At 61.2% G+C, this 21,309-nt stretch carries 16 protein-coding genes; 10 read left to right on the top strand and 6 right to left on the bottom strand.

The annotated features are described in order from the left end of the window. Window positions 1-37: 37 nt before the first annotated feature. The 4 genes from AB0O52_RS20640 (at window position 38) to AB0O52_RS20625 (ending at window position 2,553) form a co-directional block, all read left to right on the top strand. Complete coding sequence (locus AB0O52_RS20640; protein ID WP_364541696.1) at window positions 38-643, top strand: DNA-binding protein; 606 nt, start codon at window positions 38-40, stop codon at window positions 641-643. Continuing rightward, a complete protein-coding gene (locus AB0O52_RS20635; protein WP_364541693.1) occupies window positions 640-897 on the top strand; it encodes a hypothetical protein in 258 nt (85 codons plus the stop codon). The genes AB0O52_RS20640 and AB0O52_RS20635 overlap by 4 nt, the downstream gene beginning before the upstream one ends. Window positions 898-1,027: 130 nt before the next feature. Continuing rightward, a complete protein-coding gene (locus AB0O52_RS20630) occupies window positions 1,028-1,516 on the top strand; it encodes a hypothetical protein (protein ID WP_364541690.1) in 489 nt (162 codons plus the stop codon). Between the two features lie 14 nt (window positions 1,517-1,530). Then, window positions 1,531-2,553, top strand: coding sequence for a zeta toxin family protein (locus tag AB0O52_RS20625; RefSeq protein WP_364541688.1), 1,023 nt, complete (start codon window positions 1,531-1,533; stop codon window positions 2,551-2,553). 958 nt (window positions 2,554-3,511) lie between these two features. Here the strand turns inward: AB0O52_RS20625 and AB0O52_RS20620 are convergent. From AB0O52_RS20620 to AB0O52_RS20605, 4 genes are all read right to left on the bottom strand, one after another. After that, window positions 3,512-4,132, bottom strand: coding sequence for a hypothetical protein (locus AB0O52_RS20620; protein ID WP_364541685.1), 621 nt, complete (start codon window positions 4,130-4,132; stop codon window positions 3,512-3,514). Window positions 4,133-4,345: 213 nt separating this feature from the next. After that, on the bottom strand, window positions 4,346-5,236 hold the full coding sequence (locus AB0O52_RS20615; protein WP_364541682.1) for a hypothetical protein: 891 nt from the start codon (window positions 5,234-5,236) through the stop codon (window positions 4,346-4,348). Window positions 5,237-5,274: 38 nt separating this feature from the next. Then, entirely contained in the window at window positions 5,275-5,802 is a 528-nt protein-coding gene (locus AB0O52_RS20610; RefSeq protein WP_364541679.1) for an AAA family ATPase, read from the bottom strand. A 70-nt stretch (window positions 5,803-5,872) separates the two neighbouring features. Then, complete coding sequence (locus tag AB0O52_RS20605) at window positions 5,873-6,241, bottom strand: hypothetical protein (RefSeq protein ID WP_364541676.1); 369 nt, start codon at window positions 6,239-6,241, stop codon at window positions 5,873-5,875. A gap of 1,904 nt (window positions 6,242-8,145) precedes the next feature. Here AB0O52_RS20605 and AB0O52_RS20600 point away from each other — a divergent pair. Next, window positions 8,146-8,769, top strand: coding sequence for a recombinase family protein (locus AB0O52_RS20600; RefSeq protein ID WP_364541673.1), 624 nt, complete (start codon window positions 8,146-8,148; stop codon window positions 8,767-8,769). Window positions 8,770-8,910: 141 nt separating this feature from the next. Here AB0O52_RS20600 and AB0O52_RS20595 read toward each other — a convergent pair whose 3' ends face one another. Together AB0O52_RS20595 and AB0O52_RS20590 are read right to left on the bottom strand one after the other, a co-directional pair. Then, complete coding sequence (locus AB0O52_RS20595) at window positions 8,911-11,676, bottom strand: AAA family ATPase (RefSeq protein ID WP_364541670.1); 2,766 nt, start codon at window positions 11,674-11,676, stop codon at window positions 8,911-8,913. Window positions 11,677-12,056: 380 nt separating this feature from the next. Next, window positions 12,057-12,347 carry a hypothetical protein gene (locus tag AB0O52_RS20590; RefSeq protein ID WP_364541667.1) on the bottom strand — a complete coding sequence of 97 codons (291 nt, stop codon included), beginning with the start codon at window positions 12,345-12,347 and terminating at the stop codon, window positions 12,057-12,059. Between the two features lie 247 nt (window positions 12,348-12,594). Between AB0O52_RS20590 and mobC the strand changes: the two genes are divergently transcribed. The 5 genes from mobC to AB0O52_RS20565 all read left to right on the top strand — a co-directional run bounded on the left by mobC (window position 12,595) and on the right by AB0O52_RS20565 (window position 21,289). Then, a complete protein-coding gene (gene mobC, locus AB0O52_RS20585; RefSeq protein WP_364541664.1) occupies window positions 12,595-12,987 on the top strand; it encodes a plasmid mobilization relaxosome protein MobC in 393 nt (130 codons plus the stop codon). Beyond that, window positions 12,987-14,546, top strand: a complete 1,560-nt coding sequence (locus AB0O52_RS20580; RefSeq protein ID WP_364541661.1) for a relaxase/mobilization nuclease domain-containing protein — start codon at window positions 12,987-12,989, stop codon at window positions 14,544-14,546. Before mobC ends, AB0O52_RS20580 begins: the two co-directional genes overlap by 1 nt. A gap of 17 nt (window positions 14,547-14,563) precedes the next feature. After that, window positions 14,564-15,352: a hypothetical protein gene (locus AB0O52_RS20575; protein WP_364541659.1), complete on the top strand. Its 789-nt coding sequence runs from the start codon at window positions 14,564-14,566 to the stop codon at window positions 15,350-15,352. Between the two features lie 167 nt (window positions 15,353-15,519). After that, window positions 15,520-18,594 (top strand): BPTD_3080 family restriction endonuclease, encoded by a 3,075-nt coding sequence (locus AB0O52_RS20570; protein WP_364541657.1) that lies wholly within the window; start codon window positions 15,520-15,522, stop codon window positions 18,592-18,594. Then, window positions 18,584-21,289: a site-specific DNA-methyltransferase gene (locus AB0O52_RS20565; protein WP_364541655.1), complete on the top strand. Its 2,706-nt coding sequence runs from the start codon at window positions 18,584-18,586 to the stop codon at window positions 21,287-21,289. Before AB0O52_RS20570 ends, AB0O52_RS20565 begins: the two co-directional genes overlap by 11 nt. Window positions 21,290-21,309: the final 20 nt, after the last annotated feature.

The raw sequence follows: 21,309 nt of genomic DNA, 5'->3' as shown, positions 1-21,309 counted from the left end.
ACTACTATCCATGATCAATAATCGAAGAGGTGCTTTGATGACGTCGAGTGTGAAGGACCGCGTCTATGCCGCGGCCGAGCAGATCAGTGCCGAGCGCCGGCCTACGGTGTCCACGGTCCGCGCGGCCGCCGGTGTGAGCAACGCCGATGCCACCCGGTACCTGAAGGAATGGACCGAGGAAAAACAGGCCGCCGGCGGGCAGGTCGCCGCCACCCCCGCGGCCCTGCTGGAACAGGCAGCCCGCCTCGCTGGAGCCTGCTGGGCCGAAGCATCCGCCCTGGCCGCTGAACGCCACGCCGCCGTGGAAGCCCTCTGGGCGCAGGAACGGAAAGACAAGGACCAGGAAATCGCCGAACTCGTCGCCGACCTCGACCAAGCTGCCGTCGACAAGGACGCTGCCGCGGCTGCTCACGCCGAGGAGATCACCCGGCTGGAGGCTCAGCGGGGCGCGCTGGAGCGCCAGCTTGCCGTGATCGGCAAGCAGTTGGAGGAGTCCCGGGAGGCCGAGCGGGCCGCTGCCAAGGAGGCCGCGGACGCGGCACGCAGATTGGCCACGGCCGAGGTCCGTGCCGCGACCCTTGAACAGGTCCATAACGCCCTGCTGCAGCGCGTGTCGCCGGAGGCAAAGGGCGCGGGGGAGTGAGCAAGGCCAAACCCGAGAGCTTCAGCCCGTATTTCGCGACCGCGGATGCCGGCCAGGTCCGGGCGGCCTTCGCGGCCGCCGGCCACCTCGAGGGATATGCGTCTATCTCGGAGCTGATCGAGGCCGCTACGCTCAAGGAAGTCCGCCGGATGCAACGTCGGCACAACAACGGCAAGCCCTGGGAACCGCTGCCGCCAGGAAGCGCCCGCACAGGGCGCCGCTCCAAAGAGGAAGAAGCCCACAGCCGGCAGTAAAGCGGGTAGGTATGGACTTGCCCGCCTGGGCTCACGATCACGGGTGTGGGGTGGCGTCGGGCATGGACGAATTAGGTCTAAAAGGAACTCATCCGAAGCTGATAAGCTTACTAATATAGGAGGTTCGGAGATGACGATTACCAGCCCCGACCACGCCATCGATCTGGCACGCCGCGCATTGGCCCGTGAGGACCTGGGCCGTCTGGACTATTTGCGTGCCTTGCGCGAAGCGGTGCAGCAAGGACTGCCGCAGCGCGACATCGCCCGTGCCCTGCACATCACCCAGTCCGCCATCAGCCAGGCGCTGACGAAGGCTGAATCCAGAGGCGTGCAGGCGATCCCGGAAGGGTTCAGCGGGGCCAGCCCCTACGAAATCGCGGAGCGCTACGCCGCCGGCGACATCGACCGCGGCGAGATGATCCGCCAGCTGTCCGCGTGGCCCTATGTGAAAGCCCCCGACAACACCGAACAGCTGGCCATGGAGTGGAAGGCGGTCCTTCCCCCCAACCCTCCCGGAACCTTCGAAGAAGTGGGGGAGGCCTTCGACAAAGGCCTGATCGACGGCGACGCCTACGACATCATCCTGGACGCGGCCGAAGACGCTCCGGACGTGCCGTGACTACTCTGTAGAGCGTGACTACTGACGATCAGGCCGCAACGCACCGCGCCCATCTGGAACGCCTGTGCGCTGATGGCGGACCGCTGACGGCCCACTCCCGGCACGCGACCACCGAGAATCCGGAATGGTTCAACGTCAAACGGCAGCAGCCACGGCAGGAACGACGCAGCCTGCACAACGAGATCCTTGCAGCCTTCGTCGCAGCGCACCCGGAAGTGCTCAGGAACCGCAAGGCCATCGTCCTTGCCGGCCCCCCGGGGGCGGGGAAGTCCACCGCGCAGGATGCGCTCATCGCCCAGACACGGACGGGCCCGGAGCACTGGTTGTCCATCAACCCCGATGACTTCAAAGACGAGCTGCTGGTGCAGGCCCTTGCCGACGGCAGCTATGACAGCTACCTGGTTCCGGATGAGGTGCGCGAGCTGGAAGCAGCCGGGGAGAAGTTCTACCCGCGCGAGTTGGCGGCCCTGGTCCACAATGAATCCTCCATCCTGGCCAAGAAAGCGATCCGGGACGCCCTTGACCGGGGGGACAACATCATCATCGACGGCACGCTCTCAGGGGAGAAGAACGCCCGTGCGCAGCTGGACGCTTTGCAGGCAGCCGGCTACGACGTAAAGGTCGCCGACGTCGAGACCACCCGGGCAGTCAGCGAGGCCCGCACCCTCGGACGTTGGGAACGCGGCTACCTTGAAGCCGAGAACGGCGAGGCCACCGGCCGTGACGCCGAGCTGGGAGGCCGTTGGGTGCCACCGTCCTTCCCGGCCTCGCTCTTCACCAGCGCCGATGCCCCAGAGTCCATCTGCGCGGCCAACGCCGCCGCCGTGGCAGCCGACTATGGATGCGTCAGCGAATACGTCGTGTACCGCGTAGTCGACAAGGATGCCAGCCCGAAGCTTGAGACCACGAAGGGGCGCACCAAGCCTGACGGGCCGCTCCTAGACGGAGAGACCCTGGCCGCCGTCCGAGCCGCTTCAACAACCCGTTCGCCGCAACATAGAGGCCGGCCCCAGGCCGGCGACGACTTCGGACGGTAGCGCTGAACGCCCATCCGAACGCGTCGAGGTAGATACCCGCAGGGGACCGGCCGGAGGACCTCCCGCGCTGACGGGTCCGCAGCGGACTGAGATGTGCACCTCCGGATTCCCGCAGTGCAGGTATTTTCCCGGGATGTGCGGGGCAGCGGCGGATAGTGAGTACTGGGTCGAACCCGGCGTCAGGGGCGTAGCCCAGCTGGAACCCGTACATGTCGATGACCTTGGCCAGTGGCAGTCGGCGAGCCGTAAACTCTCCACCGAAGTCGAGCGTTGTGTACTCGGCGCTGAGGCCGGCGATCTCGTCGTAGTGCCTGCCGTGGAACTCGCCCAGCAGGATGAGGGAACGGTCGCTGACCGTATTGAAGGCGGTCCTTTCTCCCCTTGTATCGGCCATCTTCCCGAAGCCCCGCCGGAAGTACGTGTCGAAAGAGGGAAGGCACCCCCAGACACCGAGCATCACTTTGCCCACGAGGGTCACGTGGGAGACGCCATCTGGCACAAGTGCCTTCCGCAGGGCCCAATATGCGCCGATGATCTCCGCACGGGCACGCGGATTAAGGTAGCTCTCGGCGTCAATCTCACACATGATCGGGTTGAGGTCCTCAATCACCTGGACCGCTTTGGCGTAGTGGTACATATTCGTTTCGGCGAACAGGTACGTCGATCCGCGCAGCATCCCCCAGCTGGCGAGGTAGTAACCAAGCTGGAGGCAGCTCCTCTCCACATCCTGCGTCGGCTCGGGGTGGTCCCGAAAGTAGTTGTAGCAGTAATCCCAGCTGCGCGAGCGACTGGTCTTGCTCGGCTGTTCCCCGCCGGACACATGGAGGAAGTCCCTGACAACGCCGGTGATGTTCCCTGGCTCGAGTGTGCGCATTGGATCAGCGTACGACACGCCCGCGACAGGGGTTGGTGCCCGTTAGCCGATCCCGATACGTGCGCGTCCCGCGCCGGAAAACAATCAACCACCCTGCGTCTCTGCTGGCCCGACAATCCAGTAATCGACGATCACGCGCACTCCGAAGGCCGTCCCTGCCATCAGTGAGCCGTGGATGGCCGGCCCCAGCGGTTCCAGTGCCGATGAGAGAGTTGCCTTGGCACCGGCTCGAATCTCCTCCTGGGTGGCTCGGTTGAGAGCAGCTTTGATAGAGGTGCCGTACTTGATCACGCCGTCGAGGTCCGGGGGTGAATCCATCGGGTGTGTGACCAGGACGAGTGCGAAGACCGGGGCCTGGTGTTCACCGAGGAGTGCGACGGCCTTCGCTATATCGGCTTTGACCTTGTCGCCGTACACACGGACGTTGGCGCGGTGCGGGGTGGCTACGTCGAACGAGTACAGGGCTTTGGCTTCAACCAGTGCAATCGCTTTTGCCGTCTGGTCGAGGAGTGCCAGATCGGTGCGCTTCCATTCGCGAGCGACCACCAAGTCGGGCAGCCGCGTAGACAGGCTCCAGGCAAGGCGATCGCGCAGCGGCAGTTCTACCTTCGAGGTCAACGCCAAGTAGGCAAGTTCCCCCGGGGCGAACGACGATGCTGCGGTCTCCAGGACTTGTGCCAGATACACAGCAGTGATCTCAACCATGACGTCATGGTTACATCAGCTTTCGCTCTTCCGGCAAACCCGATCATCCCTGACCTCACCGGCAACCACGGTCAACCGCCCGCGTGTCGCTTCCCGGAGTCATCTGCAAGATAACCGAAGTCCGCTTCACAATGTTGCTTCGTATCCCAAGCGCGTCCGATGAGGGATCCTTTACCGGGCACCCAAACCCACCTGCACATTCCGGCGCTGTCATCATCGCATGATCCAGTCCACGGGATAGCCGAGTTCCTCGAGAGTTAGGAGCAGCGGTTCCGGAGGGGACGCATAGACATAGATCTCATAGCTTTCCCCGCGGATGTGGATTCGTGTGGAAAATAGTCCGCGTGTTGTGAACACCTCGAATACCCGCTCCCTGCGGAAGTGCCATGGGCCGAAAATGAGTCCAAGACCGAACCGAAACCTAAAATGGAGCTCCTCTGAGGTCGCGCTGAGTTCTACGAGCGGTATCGTGGCTCGGATTGTCCGGTACTCGATGCCGACATTAATTCGATAAGGCTCCATCGGCCTTCGGCTCCCCGGTCGGCTAGGCGTGTTCGCCAAAAGTACTGCCTCGTGCTCCTGCCCGCCACCTCCTGCCGAGTGTTGTGACCTCTTGCCCAGAGCCACCAGGATCATCCAGAGAGCCAACGCGGCAGCGCCGACGAGTATGAGGGCGCCGCTCACCTCGGCCATGGCAGACGCCGGCTCGTGGCGTCTCCACGCGAACCAGGAGACGCCCATGAAGCCAAGCCAATAAATTAGGAACGAAAAACCCAAGAGCGGCATGGCTGGTGCGGCTTCACTCAATCCCTTGAGGTCGTTACGCCTGAAGAGACTCAGAATCTTCCCGTAGTCGGGGGCGGGACCGGTCAGGGAGTTCACCGCGAAGATGAGACCGAGGATGACTGAAGCCCCGAGCCCGAAAGCCAGCAGCCCGAGGCGCCCTGACGGCGGAGCCATCGCGGATAGGACCGCGGAGGCGCTGCTGGATAGCACATCTGTGATGATCACACCCAGGATGGTCAGATTAGCCGCGGCGCAGACGCCGACGGCGACCCGCCCGATCACCGGAGTTGCCCCGACCTCTGACTCTGTGTCCCCCATGGCTGAAAGTGTAGGCCTCTGCACCGGTAGAGGATCGGCTAACGGGCGGAGTCTCCTACTGCTCCACTCAAGGTCAGGATCTCGTCGACAACGTGCGCGAGCGGAGCGGTGGCGTCGATGGCGATGCCACCGCGCGGAATGTCCGCCTTCGTGCGATGCAACCGGAGTATGAGGTCCCGTTCCGCTTGCCGGCCCTGTCCTCCCCACTCGTCGTCCTGCCGGTCGCCGAGCCGGCGAGTCAAGGTTTCGGTGTCGACCTCGAGCACGAAGACGCCATTGAAGAGGGCGATAAACTCGGTGAAGTTTCGTGATCCCCCACAGAAGAACGTCACCGCCTCGCGCTGATCTGCGACGAGCGCCTTCACTTTGTCGACCCGCCAAAGGTGGTGATCGTGAACGGCAAGACCAGTGACGTACTCCATCGGTGCCCCGGTCTCCGGATCACCCTGGTACGCGAGTTCGCGATCGCCGTGAACGGCGTGGTAACCGCGCCTTGCCAACTCCTCGCACACAGAGGTCTTCCCGGTTCCGGAACCTCCTTCAATGAGGAAGTTTCTCTTGCCCATAGTGAATGGTAGTCAGACACTGCACCACGCGAGCGTTCGGGGATCCTCAACCGGTGGCATATCTCGACTATCAGGAACAGATCTTAAGAAAGCCCGTGGCACCGGGCCGAGCACGGAAGGTGACGATGTGGCCATTGTCATCCCGAAATACAGCCTCTGAGCCGGCCACCGTCACGGTGCCGGCCTGATAAGGGTTCCCCCATCCTGGAGGGGGATTGCCCTGGCCGTCGTTCAAAGGTGTTTCGGCAGTGAAGAACGTGTCGTCTACCCGCAATTCCTCAATCCCGCAGTGCGTGTAAAGCATCATTGGCATGCCGGAGGCAGTATGGGGCGGCGTTTCCGGGGAAGCTTCGGCCATCGGCGTGGCAGGACCTGCGCACGCACACAGAACGGCCAGTAGCGTAACGGCTAATGATGAGAGTCTGATTTTTCCGGCCATTCGACCGCACCCCAATTCCCGATCAGGCTCAAAGAGTATGCCCTGGGAGAGAGCGCCACAATATTAGGGCTGGTCACGGTTTCCTTACGGCGTCGGGGATGGGTCCTCTTTTGGCATATGCGTTGGGGGTGACGGATTCCGGCCCCTGACCTTGCCCGTAAGCCGGTCGATCTTCGGGCGCCCCAGCACCCTAAAGACTGTCGGTGCGGAGGCTGGAGCTTCCATGACCGTATACCCTGCTCCATTAAGTGCCCGGTGGAGGTGCCCCAACTGCAACACCCCGGTCTCTCACAACCCATGTGTTTCGAGACATAGACGTTTCGAGACACCAAGTCCCGATTTCGGGTCGCGTAGGAGGGGTGGTCAACACAGCATCCGCCCCAGTCGGCCGGGCCCTCGTGTACGCCTTGCGGATCCACTGCAAAACTCCCGAACCGGCGGTGGCAGCCGCTCCCCAATGGATGACCATGACGTCAGCGATCCATGCCCGCCCCGGATGCACGTGCTCCACCTTGGCGCGCGACGGTTCATGGGCCATCTGCGTCGCGTCGATCCGCCCACTGTTTCGGTACGCCACCAACTGCACAGAAGCCCATTTCAGATGCCATACTTAGCGTCAATATACCGCCCTAACCCGAGCGCCCCATCAACCACACATTCGTCTTGATTTGAGTGCTAGAGGAACAGCTGACGGGTCTAATTCTCGAAGAACTCGCTTATCGCTGCTATTGATGACGTCCGTTCTCCTGCTGCGAGCAGCTGCAGAACTGCCCAAAGCAAGGAGCCTTCATCTTTGAAAGTATGCCCTGACAAGAACCCCGAGGACACTCATACTCGCGCCGCCGGCCAAAAGACCCAGCGTTTGGTATCGACTCGGTATTGGAGGGATGCCATCATCTAGCTATGGCGGTCTCTGGTGGCAAACTTCGGGAATTAGTGCGCATACACACCGTATTGTCGTTGGCGATAGTGGCGCTTACTCATCTGATGCTCCTCGATGATGATGATGATGATGATGATGATGCTCCAGGGATAGAACGCAGTTTCGGCAGGCGACCGAACAAGCCGCCGCGGACTGCGCCCTTATATGAGCAGGAGTACTTCAGCACCATCGCCCAGATGCGGGATGCGTACAGCAAGAGCGGGCATACCCGGCTTCTACGCTTCCGAGCTTTTGCCATCTCAGCACTCGCCCTTTCATCTGCTGTACCAGTAGTCGTTGCAGCGGGATCTCCTGGGTGGATCGTTGCCGCTATAAGCGCCGGAGCGGCTATCACCCAAGGCTCCCAACTAGTGCTGCGAGACCACGCATTAGGAGTAAATTCGCATGCAATGGCAGCCGCGTTGAGTCGCGCCCTGCGCATCTACACGGTTGAGGCCAGCGTGGAGACGGGATCCAAGTCAAGGCAGGCCTTTAATACCTTGGTGGCCCGCGTCGAAGGGCTACAAGAGGATGAGGGTGCGAACTTGATTCAAATTATGAGAGAAAGCCACACAACCGTTTCACCACACCAAGGATCCGAATCCGTACCTTCACAAACAAAGAAACCACCGGTGCGAAGTACCCCTAAGCCGATCCTACGCACGCCAAAGCAGCGAGCGGCCGACACAACCGCGTTTGGCTCTCCCAACTATGGCCGCACATCGTGGGAGCCAGATTCCGCAGCTGGCTCCTACACGACTGGGCATGACGACGACGACCATTAAATACCAGGCTCGTGATAGGCCAGCAGCATCACACGCGCGCATCCGCGTCTCGTAACTCTAGGGTTGCAAGACTGGCGATCGAGACACTCCAAAGCCTTTGACACTTCAAGGAATGGAGTGTCTTGTTACTATGTCCCGTAAGTGAGGGATGTCGTTGTGATACCCAACCACCGTTGCAGGACACTTTGGAGGCCGGAATGGGCAAGCTGATCGGATACGCCCGAGTATCGACCCGGTCCCAGGACGCCGACCGGCAGATCTTCGACCTGCTCGCGGCCGGAGTACGCCGGGATGACCTGTATATCGACCATGGGGTCAGCGGAGCCAGAGCGTTGAGGCCTGCATTCAATACCGCACTTGATGCCCTGCACGAGGGTGACACCCTGGTAATCACCACGCTGGACCGGCTGGGGCGTTCCACCGCCAACATGCTGGAGCTGGCCGCGGTGCTGCGAGAGCGGAGGATCGGTCTTCGCGTGCTAAACCTCGGAGGCGGGGACGTGGACACCAGCACCCCGGTGGGCGGGATGGTCTTCACCGTAATGGCAGCCCTGGCGCAGATGGAACTGGAGATCAAGCGGGAACGGATCACCGATTCGGTGTCCAAGCGCCGGGCTGCGGGCAGGGATCTGGGTGGGCGCCGGGAACGATTCACCGACAGCCAGATCGAAAACGCCCGCCGTCTGATCGACGCCGGCCAGCCAGCTACCCACGTTGCCCGTGACCTCGGCATGTCCCGTGCAACTTTGTACCGGCGCATGGACGAATTAGACGCCCGGCAATGGGTCACCTCCCAAAGGACCTACGTGGAAGCGACTTGATGACGCGCGATCCGGCCGCCCATAACCTAGTGGCGCACTCCATCGATCCCGAACTACGGAGACGCCAGAACGGTGCCCGCGTCCGTGGCAGGTTGGTGCACGCGACTTCGCACGAAATTATGGTGTGGCGACGTATAGGCGTCAGCGTTTGGTCAGCGATCTGTAGAAACGCCAGTCGCCATTGCCGTTGGTGTCGTACTGAAAACATCTACGCATGGCGTCGATGGCGTTTAGAACACCGAGTAGGGCCGCTGGAGAGAAAGATGACGCTCCAGAAGTGCCGTAGTGGCTCACCCAGTTGGCAACGATTGAAGGCGCGTGGTGGGTTCGGAGATCGGCGATCTGCTCGGGTGTGAGGATGATTTGGTTAGCGGCTTCGTGAATTTTCACCGCGTAGACAATGGCGTCAATACAACTACTCACCATCTTCTGATGGTCATTTACGGCAAGGTCCAATGGTACGGGCACCTGCACCTTCTTGATGATCTGCTGAAGAACGAATTCCAGGTACTGGCGAATAAGACCTGATCCCTCCTGGAGCTGGCCGGCGAGCAGGAAGCGCTCTGCTTCGGACCTCAGCCGGTCAGGGTTTTGCCCGTGGGTAGTTACGGGGGTCAAGGGCGGCCATCCCTGAAGTTTTTGATGGTTCCATCCTGGCTCTGCATCGAGTCGATCAAAATATTTTTCGAGCGCAACATCGTGGCTAAACATGATGAACTGAAGGCCGTCGGGGCGCGCCGGATACTGGAACCTTGTCCGAATCTGCTCCATGAGATGGTACTGGTGGCCCGAGTCGAAGCTAGAGGTCGCATCATCTAGCACAATGAAGCGGGGAGTCTTAGTGTGGCTAGCCGCTGCCGACAAGAAGACTGAGATTGCCAGTGCGTTCCTATAGCTCTCCGAAAGCAATGCGCGAGCAGAAACATTCTGTTTTCCGTGGAATCTAGCCAGTTCGACGGTCATGTGTTCGTCTGTTCCTGGGCGTGTCAGTTCAGGAACGATGTCACCTGCTGACATGACCTCCGCGAACATCTGCTGATACTCGGCTCGCAGACGTAGCAGGGTCCTGTTTGAGAGTTCGGACTCTGCTGAGGAAAAGATCGAATGCGCCTGACCGATGAATGCTTTCCAGCGTTCATACCGCGAAAGGGTCGCTGTAGCGAGATCAAGTTCCTTGGTCGCTGCAAAATAGTCATCCAATGCCCGCTGTGCAGAATGGGCAGCGGAAATCTGAGCAGTCAGTGAAACCAACGAGGGAGGGATCTTCTGTTCCAGATCGGCTATGGATCTGTTTACTTCACTCGTTTTGGAAACGAGCCGAGTCTCCAAAACGGACAATCGATCCTGAGCTTCTTTCAGAATTTCTTGGGTTAGAGTTCCAGCTATGGCAGCAGCACGGAAGGGTGCTGCTTGTTTCTGATCCCCCTCAACGCCAAGGAGGGGCAATCCCTCAAGCAGCGCTAATCGCTTCAGGAAGATGCTTCCGAGGACCTTCTCCCGAAGGGCCTCGGTTCCTTCAGCCACTGTTCTGAAGCTAGCGAGAGATGCTTCCACGGTCTGATCTATTGGATCTTCGAGGGAGCTATTACATAGAGGGCAGACGTGTGTATCCCACGTAGCTTCAGTCCGCAGGAAGTAATCAGCGGCGGCGTTCAGCCGGTGCATGTGCTCGCCCTGAGTGGTGCTGATGAGGGCCTCGTGCGCCTCCAACGCGGTAAATAGGGCTTGGCAGTCCTGCTCTACTGAGCCTTGTGATTCGACGTCGGCCAAGAGGGCGCGCTGGTCGATCAGCGTTTCCAAGTGCTTACGCTCAGGGCCTCCTTCTGCTTTCAAGACTTCTTCTCGCAACAGCGTGAAATCGACTTCGGCTAGCTCCTTGCAAGCCAGCGTTTGACGCAGAAGTGGAACCCCTCGAAGTGAGTTGACGATATCGGCGCCCCATTCCTGCGCTTTCGAAACGTCGGTTATCTCTCTTCCCGTGACTTCGGTGTAGGACCGGCTGAACCTATCAAGCGAACTTTGTACGCCTTGCTGATGCTGGCGTTTGCGTGCCTCCAACTCAGGGACGGCGAAGTCGTTGCGGAACGTCTGCGTGTTCTCCACCGTCTTTAGCATTCGTCTGAAGTTTGCATAGTCCGAAAGTCCAAGAAGCGATGAGAACGAGCGACCCCGGTTCAAGGCGGTATCTTCAATGAATCGGGTGAAAGTCGAGTAGTCGAGAAGAGTAAAGTCCTGACTCAGTGACTTCAGTAGCCCCTCGGGGTCAGGATGATTCGTGGGACTAGTCACCTTCCGCTGGCCGAGGGCAGTTCGTTTGACCTCCACTTCAACGTTTGGTGTGCCATCGTCGGAGGACAGAGTGAGCTTGATGGTAGCCTCACCGGCAGAGTGGAATAAGTTCGCCAGGTAGCCGTCTGAGTTCTCGTTTGCCTGCATGTTCGCGAGCCTTGGAACGCTGCCCTGGATGGCATACTGCAGGGCCTCGTACACGGAACTCTTGCCCGTTCCGTTCTGAGCGAAAACTGAGTTCACTGAGTCAGGCGCAAATTTAAGAACTAGCGGAGCTCCCTCATTCCTGATCCCACGAAAGCCTTCCACGGACAACTGCGAGAGGAAGAACCTTGTAGTGGAGGCTGGAACCGTAGATGGGAGGACTCCGGGGGTTCCCGACGCCATCTCCTCGACCTCCTCGGGAGCCGGAGTTTCAGGTCTATTCAAGGCGTCTTTTATCAAGCCATTGAATATTGGCCTTATGGTCTTCCGGTTCTCCTCCGAAGCAGCAGCTTCAAGGAGAGCTAGATTCGCCTTGAATATTTTCGCCATCGAAGCGTCACTTGATTCGAGGTGCTTCAGATATGGTGCGAGATCAGACGACAGCCCAGCTCCATTGAAGATTACGTCTGTCACGATGTTCCTCGTTCCCCCTGATGCTGGCGTGGCCGCACCGATCTTTTAACAATCCGTCTGACGATACTACGGCCTGTTGGCCCGTCGATAGATGGCTCGCCAGTGTCCTAAGGAAAGGGTTTCTCGGTGTCCATCAAAGAGAGCAAATACTGGGCCGGAGCAAGCGGCTCCCGATCCCATTCTCGCTGCACCTTATAAGGAGGCTGCGCACATCCGCCGGTTGGTTTGGGTGATGTTCCCATGCGTGGTGACCTGGCGGTTGTGTGCAGGCGGTCAGTTGGTTCCTGTCGTCCATCATGTGTGCAGGAAAAGCCCGGAGGAATAGCTTTTGCTGTGCACATGTGGGCGAGAGGCTACCCGTGGTGCGCCGTGCCTTCGCGCTACTCCGATGCCTCCGGGGTCGGAGTGCTTCGACGCGCTGCGCGCTTGCGTACGCGCACCTTCTTCTCCGGCTCGCTGAGGCCGGCCGAGCGCAGCTCGTCGGCCGTCCAGCCCGCCGTGAGTGCCGCCTGGTAACGGCGTGCGTCTTCGTCTTCGGCTGCGCTCAGGGCGTCTCTTGCGTCGGCCACTTTTTGCCTCGACTTGACCAGCTCACGCACGGATTCCATCCGGTTGCTAAGCCGCTGCTGCAGCTCGTTTTCAATCTTCTCTGCATCAATGTGGGTAGCCATGGCACTCAGTCTAAAGGAGGAGCCTTTTAAGCCCAAGGGCTTCCGAAGATCCCCATCAACGTCGTAACGGTACATTTACCGTCACGACGTTTAATTTTTCACACTTTCTCATCAGACGGAGCAAGCTATACACTTATGTGCCATAAGTGGACTTGATCCTCGACTTCGTGCCGAGGATGCGTCACACTTGACGTGTGATCCCGGAGGTTCCGGGGCGCTGCGCTGGGCATGGGAAAGGCGGTACGGCATGGCGGAGGAACAGGGTTCCAGCCGTCGTTTCGGCCGCCGCCGTCGTGCCAACATCGACGGGCCGACCCAGTACGTGCGCGTCTCCATGTCGGAACAGGAGCGCGCGCGTCTGTTCATGTTGGAAGAGCGGACCGGTCGCAGTGCTTCGGAGATCCTTGTCAGCGGTGCGCTGTACTCGGAGAGCTCTGAGTCGCTTGCGGAGCGGCGCGCTCTGGCTTCGGAGCTGATGGCGGTTCGCCGTTACCTTGCCGCGCTGTCCAACAACGTGAACCAGCTTGCGAGGCATGCGAATGCAACCGACTTGTTCCCGGAGGAAGCGCGGGTTTCGCTGAACCGTGTTCGTGCCATTGCCGAGCGGGTCAACGAGACCATTGATGGGTTGTCCGGCTGATGATTCCGAACATCACCAAGGGCGATCGTATGGCCGGTCTGCTGGTGTACCTGGCCGGGCCTGGACGGTCCAACGAGCACACCGACCCGCACCTGGTGACCGGCTCAGCGCCGATCATGGCGTGGCACAACGACGACCAGCTGAACCGCGACGCCGCCCTGTCGATTGCGCACCAGCTCGACCAATCGAAGAACGTTCTCGGGGTGGACGTCAAGGGCGGACACGTATGGCATTGCTCCCTAAGCTTGCGCGCGGAGGAAGGCGACCTTACCGACGAGAAGTGGGCCGAGATCGCCAATGAGTTTATGGACGAAATGGGGTTCACTGAAGCCAGCGGAAAGGCCCCCGTGTCATGGGTAGCGATCCGTCACGGACACAGTACAGCCGGCAATGACCACATCCACATTGCGGCTTCCATGGTGCGCGAGGACGGCACCAAATGGAGCAGCCACCTGGACTACAAGCGTGCCCAGGACGCGGCCCGGGCGCTTGAGAAGAAGCACGGCTTGGAAGAGCTGTCCCCCGTCTACGCAATGCGTGGACTGCGCCCTGGTGAGCGCGAAGCGGCCGAGCGCCGAGGCATGGACGAACCGGAACGACGTTCACTCGCCCGCAAGGTCCGCGCGTGCGCCGCTGCCGCCCAGGACGAAGCCGAGTTTGTACGTCGCTTCCGTCGCACAGGTGCCATGATCAAACCGCGTTACGCCGCCGGCCGTGATGACGTCGTGGTGGGCTACTCTGTTGCCGAACGCCCGCTCAAGGGAAGCCGGCCCGTGTGGTTCGGCGGCGGGCACCTGGCCAAGGACTTGACCCTGCCTCGACTACGCGGAGCGTGGGCCGACAGTCCCGAGCTGGCAGGGGCAGCCGTAGCCGAGTGGGGAGCAGCCGCACGTGGCCGGCGGCCCGTCAACATCGGCCGTGAGGCGCACGAACCAGATCCGCAGATGTGGGAGCAATACAGCAATGAGGTTGCTCGGCTGCGCGAAACCTTGCGCGCCGTCCCGATGGACGACCACGCGACCTGGGCGCACGTCGCCAGGGAGGCATCAGGCGCGTTCGCAGCCTGGTCAACTGCCACGGAAACGACGCCAGGGCCGTTGGCAGCCGCAGCCGACGAGTTGTCCAAGACGGCGCAGCTGCGCCGCTACCCGGCCCGGCCGGTCCGCAGCGTCGGGCCGTCTGCCCGGGGCGCGTCCCTTGTCCTCATGGCGGCCACCATGGGAGGCACCGGAACGGCAGCCCAAGCGATCATGCTTCGCCAGCTGCTGAACGTTGCCAAGGCCGTCCACGACATGCACAAAGCGTCAAACGACCTGCGCAGGGCACGCCAGATCAGTGACCTGGTGAAGTACCAGCTGAGCCAGGTGGCCGCCGCGCTGCCGAGCGCTCCCGCGTCAGTCCCGGCTGTAGACAGCGAAGCGGCCGAAGCCCTGCGCACGAGCACGGCCGGCCAGACTCCGGGACGCTCCGTCGGCTCGGTGCTGCCGCCGAAGTACGGGCAGGCACGGACCCACGCAACCACCCGAGGCGAGACCACTCGCCCGGACATTGAGAGATAACACCAGGAGGGGGAACCATGAGTGAATCTGACGGCATCGAAGAGGCTATCGAGGGCATGTCACGCGTCGGGCTGACTGTCGCCGGCAGGCTCGGTGAGCAGGTGGCCAGGGCACGCGAACAGGCCCTACGCCGCGCACAGGCGGCCGAGGAACAGCAGGCCCGGGAGCTGCAGGCCCGGTTCGACGCAGAGAGGGCGGCGGCCCGCGCACAACTCGTCCCGGTGATGGACAACCGGTGGTGGGACACGGCCAGCGGCCGCGACGTCGAGAGGGCGCACGAGGCGGCCACGGCGTGGAAGGACCACGACCCGGCGGCGCTCAACGCGGCCGAGGAGATCCGTGACCAGGTCCAACGCCGCTACGGCCTGGACCTGGGCAACCTGGGTGCCGACGATGCGTCAGTGGCTGCTGCCCTGACGAAAGCCGACCGGGACCGCGAGCAGGCAGAGCAGGAGCGTCGCGCCGGCCGTGAAGAGAACGCCCAAGCTGCGCAGCTGCTGGCTGAGGCCGACCGGGAAGACCAGGACCGCGAACAGGACGTGACCGAAGAGAACCAGCGTCCCGAGGCGTTGCGGGAAGAGGCCGGCATCAAGTACGACTCCGCCGAGCGTCGACACGAGCTGGCCTCCAGTCTGGAAGGCGTTGCCGACCGCGAGGCCGTACAAGCACGCCTTAGCGCCGACCAAGACCAGGGCACCCCGCCCGGCGCGGCCGTGGCAAAGTCTCCAGGGCGCAGTCCGAAGGCACGCAAAACGCGCGGAACAAACGGCCAGACGAAACTCCTGCAGAAGGGCATGAACCGGTAGGTCTCCGAGAACAGCGAAGGGCCCGGCGCTGAATTTCACCCCTTGGTGCACACGAAAACCCGCAAAGTTCGGTGCCCAAGTAATCGAGACTCGTACCAGAGAATTACACGCAACATCTAGTGGGGAATTAGTCTGTACGACATGGGGCACACCAAAGCAGCATCGCAGTGACGGCGGCAATCAACAATCCGATTCTCAACTCGCCGTACGAGCAGCCCGATCGGCACTACGTCGTCGGACCCCAGGGTCCAACCGGGGAGGTCCGGGATGGAAGGCGCCCCAGCGAGTCTTTCATCCCAATTGCCGCAACAAACAAGGGCAAGCGGGCAAAAGATGGATCCGTCCAGGAGGGATTTGACTTCGATCTCACCCGTGAGCGCCGCGAGAAGAACAACCTCATCAACGACATCCGCCGCGACGTTGAGAAGTGGCGCCGAGACGGCCAATACGCCGGCGTCACCCCGATCTCCCGCAAACTGCTCCAGCACTGGGCGGACTCGAGTCGCGAGAACCGCGTGATCTTCGCTCAGAGGGAGGCTGCCGAGACGGCCATCTTCCTCACCGAAGTCGCTGGAAGGACCCACGGCTATGCCGACTGGCGCAAGCGGCTCGAGCCAGAGAACGAAGCGCACAACAAGGGCTTGCCGCGGGCCGCCCTCAAGATGGCCACTGGCTCGGGTAAGACCGTAGTCATGGCTATGCTCATCGCCTGGCAGACACTCAACAAGCAGTACGCCCCTCGAGATACGCGCTTCACCAATCGCTTCCTCATCATCGCGCCCGGGATCACCATCCGCGACCGTCTGAGGGTCCTCCTACCCGAGGACTCCGAGAACTACTACGACCTTCGCGATCTACTGCCGACCGACCTCAAGGGCGGCCTAGACAGCGCCCGCATCGCCATCACGAACTACCACTCTTTCCTGCTCAAGGACGCGAAGGAGATCAAGGGCGTCGCGAAAAACACTCGTCTGCTGCTCAAGGGCGATCGCAAGGAAGACCCGTTCAAGGAGACCCAGCAGGCGATGGTCAGCCGGGTACTGCGGGACCTCGGTGCCGACAAACAGCAGATCATGGTGCTCAACGACGAGGCACACCACTGCTATCTGTCACGGCCGATTCAAGCCGGGGAAAGGCTGGACAAAGAGCAGAAAGAGGAGAACGACCAGGCGGGAGTCTGGTTTTCCGGACTCCAGGCGATCACCAAACATGTCGGCATCAAGCAGATCTGGGATCTATCGGCGACCCCTTTCTATCTCTCCGGAAGCGGCTACAACGAGGGCTACATCTTTCCCTGGACCGTGAGCGATTTCTCGCTAATGGACGCTATCGAGGCTGGCATCGTTAAGGTGCCCCGCACCCCGGTCGACGACGACGCCGATGAGGAACTCGTCACGTACCTGCGGTTGTGGGACTACGTAGGTCAGCAGCTGCCGAAGCGCTCGGCGAAGGACACTGTAAATAATTGGCTCCCGCCCAAGGAGCTCGAGGGCGCCCTGCGTAGCCTTTACCGCAGTTACGAGAAAGCGTACGGGCACTGGGAGAAGGTCCTTAAGCCGCACGGCGAGACCCCACCGGTGTTCATCGTCGTCTGCCCCAACACCGTGGTCAGCAAGCTCGTCTACGACTGGATCGCTGGAGAAGCGATTGTCGAGGACGACGAGGTCACGGTCATCGCCCATAAGGCCGGCAACCTTCAGCTGTTCAGCAACGTCATCGATGGCCGGCCTGTCGCCCGCCCGTCAACCATTTTGATCGATTCCGCACAGCTTGAATCCGGCGAGGCGCTCAAGGACGACTTCAAGAAGGCCGCCGGGCTCGAGATCGCCAAGTTCAAGGCCGAGTACCGCCAGCGCAACCCAGGTGCGGACGTCGAGAAACTCACGGACGAAGACCTCCTTCGAGAGGTCATGAACACCGTCGGGAAGAAGGGCAAGCTTGGTGCCGACGTTCGCTGCGTCGTCAGCGTGTCGATGCTCACAGAGGGCTGGGACGCCAACACAGTCACCCACATCCTCGGAGTCCGGGCATTTGGCAGCCAGCTGCTGTGCGAGCAGGTTGTTGGCCGCGGTCTCCGAAGACGAAACTACGCCACCAACGACGAGGGGTATTTCGAGCCGGAGTACGCGAACGTCTACGGCATCCCGTTCCAATTCATCTCCAGCGACAAGCCCGTCGTCGACCCGACTCCGCCCAAGCCCTCGATCGAGGTCCGCGCAATGGAAGGTCGAGAGCATATGCGCATCACCTTCCCGAAGCTCGACGGTTACCGGGTCGAGCTCCCCGACCATGACATCTGGCTCAACCTCGAAAACGCGCCGGTCTTCGAGATCGGCCCGAACACGGTCCCCACCTGGGTTGAAATGGGTGGCGTTGTCGGCAAACGAGAGCTCGAGGAGGGCGACCCGACCAAATATCGGCCTCAGCAGGTTGCGTTCGCACTTGCGAAGCGGATACTCGATGAGCAGTTCACAACTGCCGGCGACAAGCGACCATGGCTCTTCCCGAAGCTGGTCAAAATATGCCAGGACTGGATCGAACAGCGCGTCGTACTCAAAGGTGGCTACAGCCTCGGATACCTCATGACCATCACAGAGGCGCGAGTGCTTGCTGCCGAGCAGGTCTGGAATGCGATCACTCGCCATGTGGGCAACCGCCGCGAGCGGCTGCGCCCGATGATCAACCGCTTCGACCCGGGCGGTTCAACGGGCGGCGTCGAATTCATCACTCGCAAGCGGGTGGTCACCACTGAGAAGTCTGAGGTCTCACACGTCACCCTCGACGGCAAAGACGGCAACACCTGGGAGCAGCTACTGGCTAGCGAGCTCGAGCTGAACAAGAATGTGCACGCCTACGCGAAGAACGACCACCTAGGCTTCACCATCCCATACGTCCACAAGGGCCGCAGCCACTCCTACATTCCAGACTTCCTCGTACGCCTGAGCAAGCACGACGAATCCGATATCGAACGGACCCTGATCATCGAGGTCTCTGGCAGCCAGAAGAGCCCCGGACCGACGCAGCAGAAGGCGACGACGGCCCGTGACTCGTGGTGTGCCGCGGTCAACAACCACGGCGGATTTGGGCGCTGGGGCTACATCGAAATGACCGACCCCAACAGCTTCAAGGTCCGCATCGTTGACGCGATCCGAGCCTTATACGAGGATTCTCCGATCATCGGCGACCCCGATCTTCTTGACTTCACCGAGACTGGCAGCGATAGGAGCGCCCGTGGCGCGTAACACCCACAATGTACCGACCCCGGTCGACTCGATCACCCATGACGAGAAGCGGACGAACATACCGACCGCAGACGCGATCGACTTCCTCGACAGCCCCGTCCTGGAGGAGGCCCGTCAGGTCCGCTACGCCCGCGACGAGTCACTTGACCCTCAGCTTGTCTGGCGTGGCAAGTACCCGCCGGCCGACGACCTCGACTGTTACGACGACGACCTTGTCGCCGACGCACCGCCGATCTACATCCAGGAGAAGATCGACCCGCGGGTCCTGATCGAAAACCTTCGCCGCACCGCGTCGCGTCCGGAGGATGAGCCCGAACTCACACTCTTTGACGCCTTCGATGGGCTCGACGACCTCCAGCAGATCGAGTTCTACCAGCACGACGCCAACTGGTCGAACCGGATGATTCTGGGCGATAGCCTCCAGGTGATGGCCTCCCTCGCTGAGCGGGAGAAGCTCCGCGGCAAGGTCCAGATGGTCTATATCGACCCGCCCTACGGCATCAAGTTCGGCTCGAACTGGCAGGTCTCTGCGCGAAATCGTGACGTCAAAGACGGCAAGATGAACAGTGCCGCAAGAGAGGTCGAGCAGATCAAGGCCTTCCGCGATACCTGGGAGTTGGGCATCCACTCCTACCTGTCGTATCTGCGCGACCGCCTGCTTGCTTCGCGCGATCTGCTCACTGAGTCCGGCTCATGCTTTGTCCAGATCGGTGAGGACAACGTGCACTTGGTTCGGAGTCTGATGGACGAGGTGTTCGGATCTAGCAACTTCATGTCTCAGATCTCGTTTGCCTCGACCAGCGGCTTCGCGCAGGCCACTGGGCTCGGCAACGCCGGCGACTACCTGCTCTGGTATGCGAACAATCGAGATGTGGTCAAGACGAGAAGGCTCTGGTTCCACGCTCCCGATCGCCAGGGCTACACCTGGCTTAGGTTCTCAGATGGTTCATACAGGGGAATGACCGCCAAGGAGAGGAGCGGACTCGAACCAATTCCGACGGATGCAAGGATCTACAAGCCAGGCGACATCACCTCGCAGGGAGCCGCTAGCAAGCCCCAGCCTTTTGAGTTCGAAGGGAAGGTTTATCACCCGAGTCGGAACGCTCACTGGAAGGCCAACTACCCCGATGGCATGTCCCGTTTGGCTGCTGCGGGACGCATCCATGTTGCGAAGAACTCCATTCAGTACGTGCGCTATGCCGAGGATTTTGGATGGCAATCCTTCACTAATCAGTGGACCGATACCGCGACAGGGAGCTTCACGGACGACAAGCTCTACGTAGTTCAGACCGGTTACAAAGTGATCGAACGCTGCATCCATCTGACAACGGATCCGGGCGACGTTGTTCTCGACCCGACCTGCGGTTCTGGGACCACGGCGGCGATGGCGGAGCAATGGGGTCGTCGCTGGATCACCGTCGACACATCCCGAGTCGCGCTGGCGCTGGCGCGACAGCGGGTGATGGGGGCCCGTTACCCATGGTATTTACTGGCAGACTCGGCTGCGGGCGCCGCGAAGGAACAGGAACTTTCAGCGCATCCGATTCCGCGGCAGTCTTACTCCGGCGACGTTCGCGCTGGTTTCGTCTATGAACGTGTCCAGCGGATTACGCTCGGCTCCATCGCAAACAACCCCGACATCGTGGAGGGCATGTCGGCTGGGGCGATCGATGCGGCGATCAAGCGCCACGCGGACTTCGAACTCCTTTATGACAGGCCATTCGAGGACACGAAGAAGGTTCGGGTGGCGGGGCCGTTCACGGTCGAGTCGCTAAGTCCGCACCGTGCGCTCTCTTTCAAGGACTGGGGGGAGCCCACCTCCGAGACCGAGGCTGCCAAGGATGCCGACTCTCCGAACTTCGAGCAGTCGATACTGGAGAACCTCGCCAAGGCTGGAATCCAGAATGGCACGAAGGCGGAACGGATCAAGTTCGCGGCGTTCGAGACCTATGCCGGCTCCTACATTCAGGCCATCGGCGAGCAGATCCCGAGCGGCGATCACGCAAAGCCGCCGCGCGTCGGCATCGCCGTGGGCCCGCAATACGGCACCGTGAGTGCGACATACGTGAAGAGCGCGGCCAAGGAAGCGATCCAGGCCGACGATGTTGATCTGCTCTGTATCCTCGGGTTCGCATTCGACCCCAACGTCACAAACGTCACCGAGACGGATGGAGTGACGGTCGAGGCTACCGATGAGGGATTTGCCCAGGTGGAGGGGGCTCGTCAGCTCGGCAAACTGCCGGTGTTGATGGTTCGGATGAACGCTGACTTGCTTATGGGCGAGGAGCTCAAGAAGACCGGGGCTGGCAACCTCTTCACAGTTTTCGGCGAACCTGACATCGACATCAAAGAGACCGAAGACGGCTACATGGTCGACTTGAAGGGCGTCGACATCTACGATCCCACGACCGGCGAGATCCGCAGCAACGACACCAGCAAGATCGCGCTGTGGATGATCGATACCGACTACAACGGCGAGTCGTTCTTCGTCCGACACTGCTACTTCACCGGCGGGAACGACCCCTACAAGCGGCTCAAGACCGCCCTGAAGGCCGACATCGACGAGGACGCCTGGGAGTCGATGTACCAAACGGTCTCACGGCCATTCCCTGCACCGGCGGACGGCAACAAGATCGCTGTCAAGGTCGTCAACGACTACGGCGACGAAGTCATGAAGGTCTTCGACCTTGGGTAATGCGCTGGATTCCGAGCCCG

It is taken from the genome of Arthrobacter sp. NPDC080073 (genome assembly GCF_040686575.1).
Classification (GTDB): Bacteria; Actinomycetota; Actinomycetes; order Actinomycetales; family Micrococcaceae; genus Arthrobacter.
The sequence above is the reverse complement of the archived record's forward strand: the minus strand, read 5'-3'. Positions and strand labels throughout refer to the sequence as shown.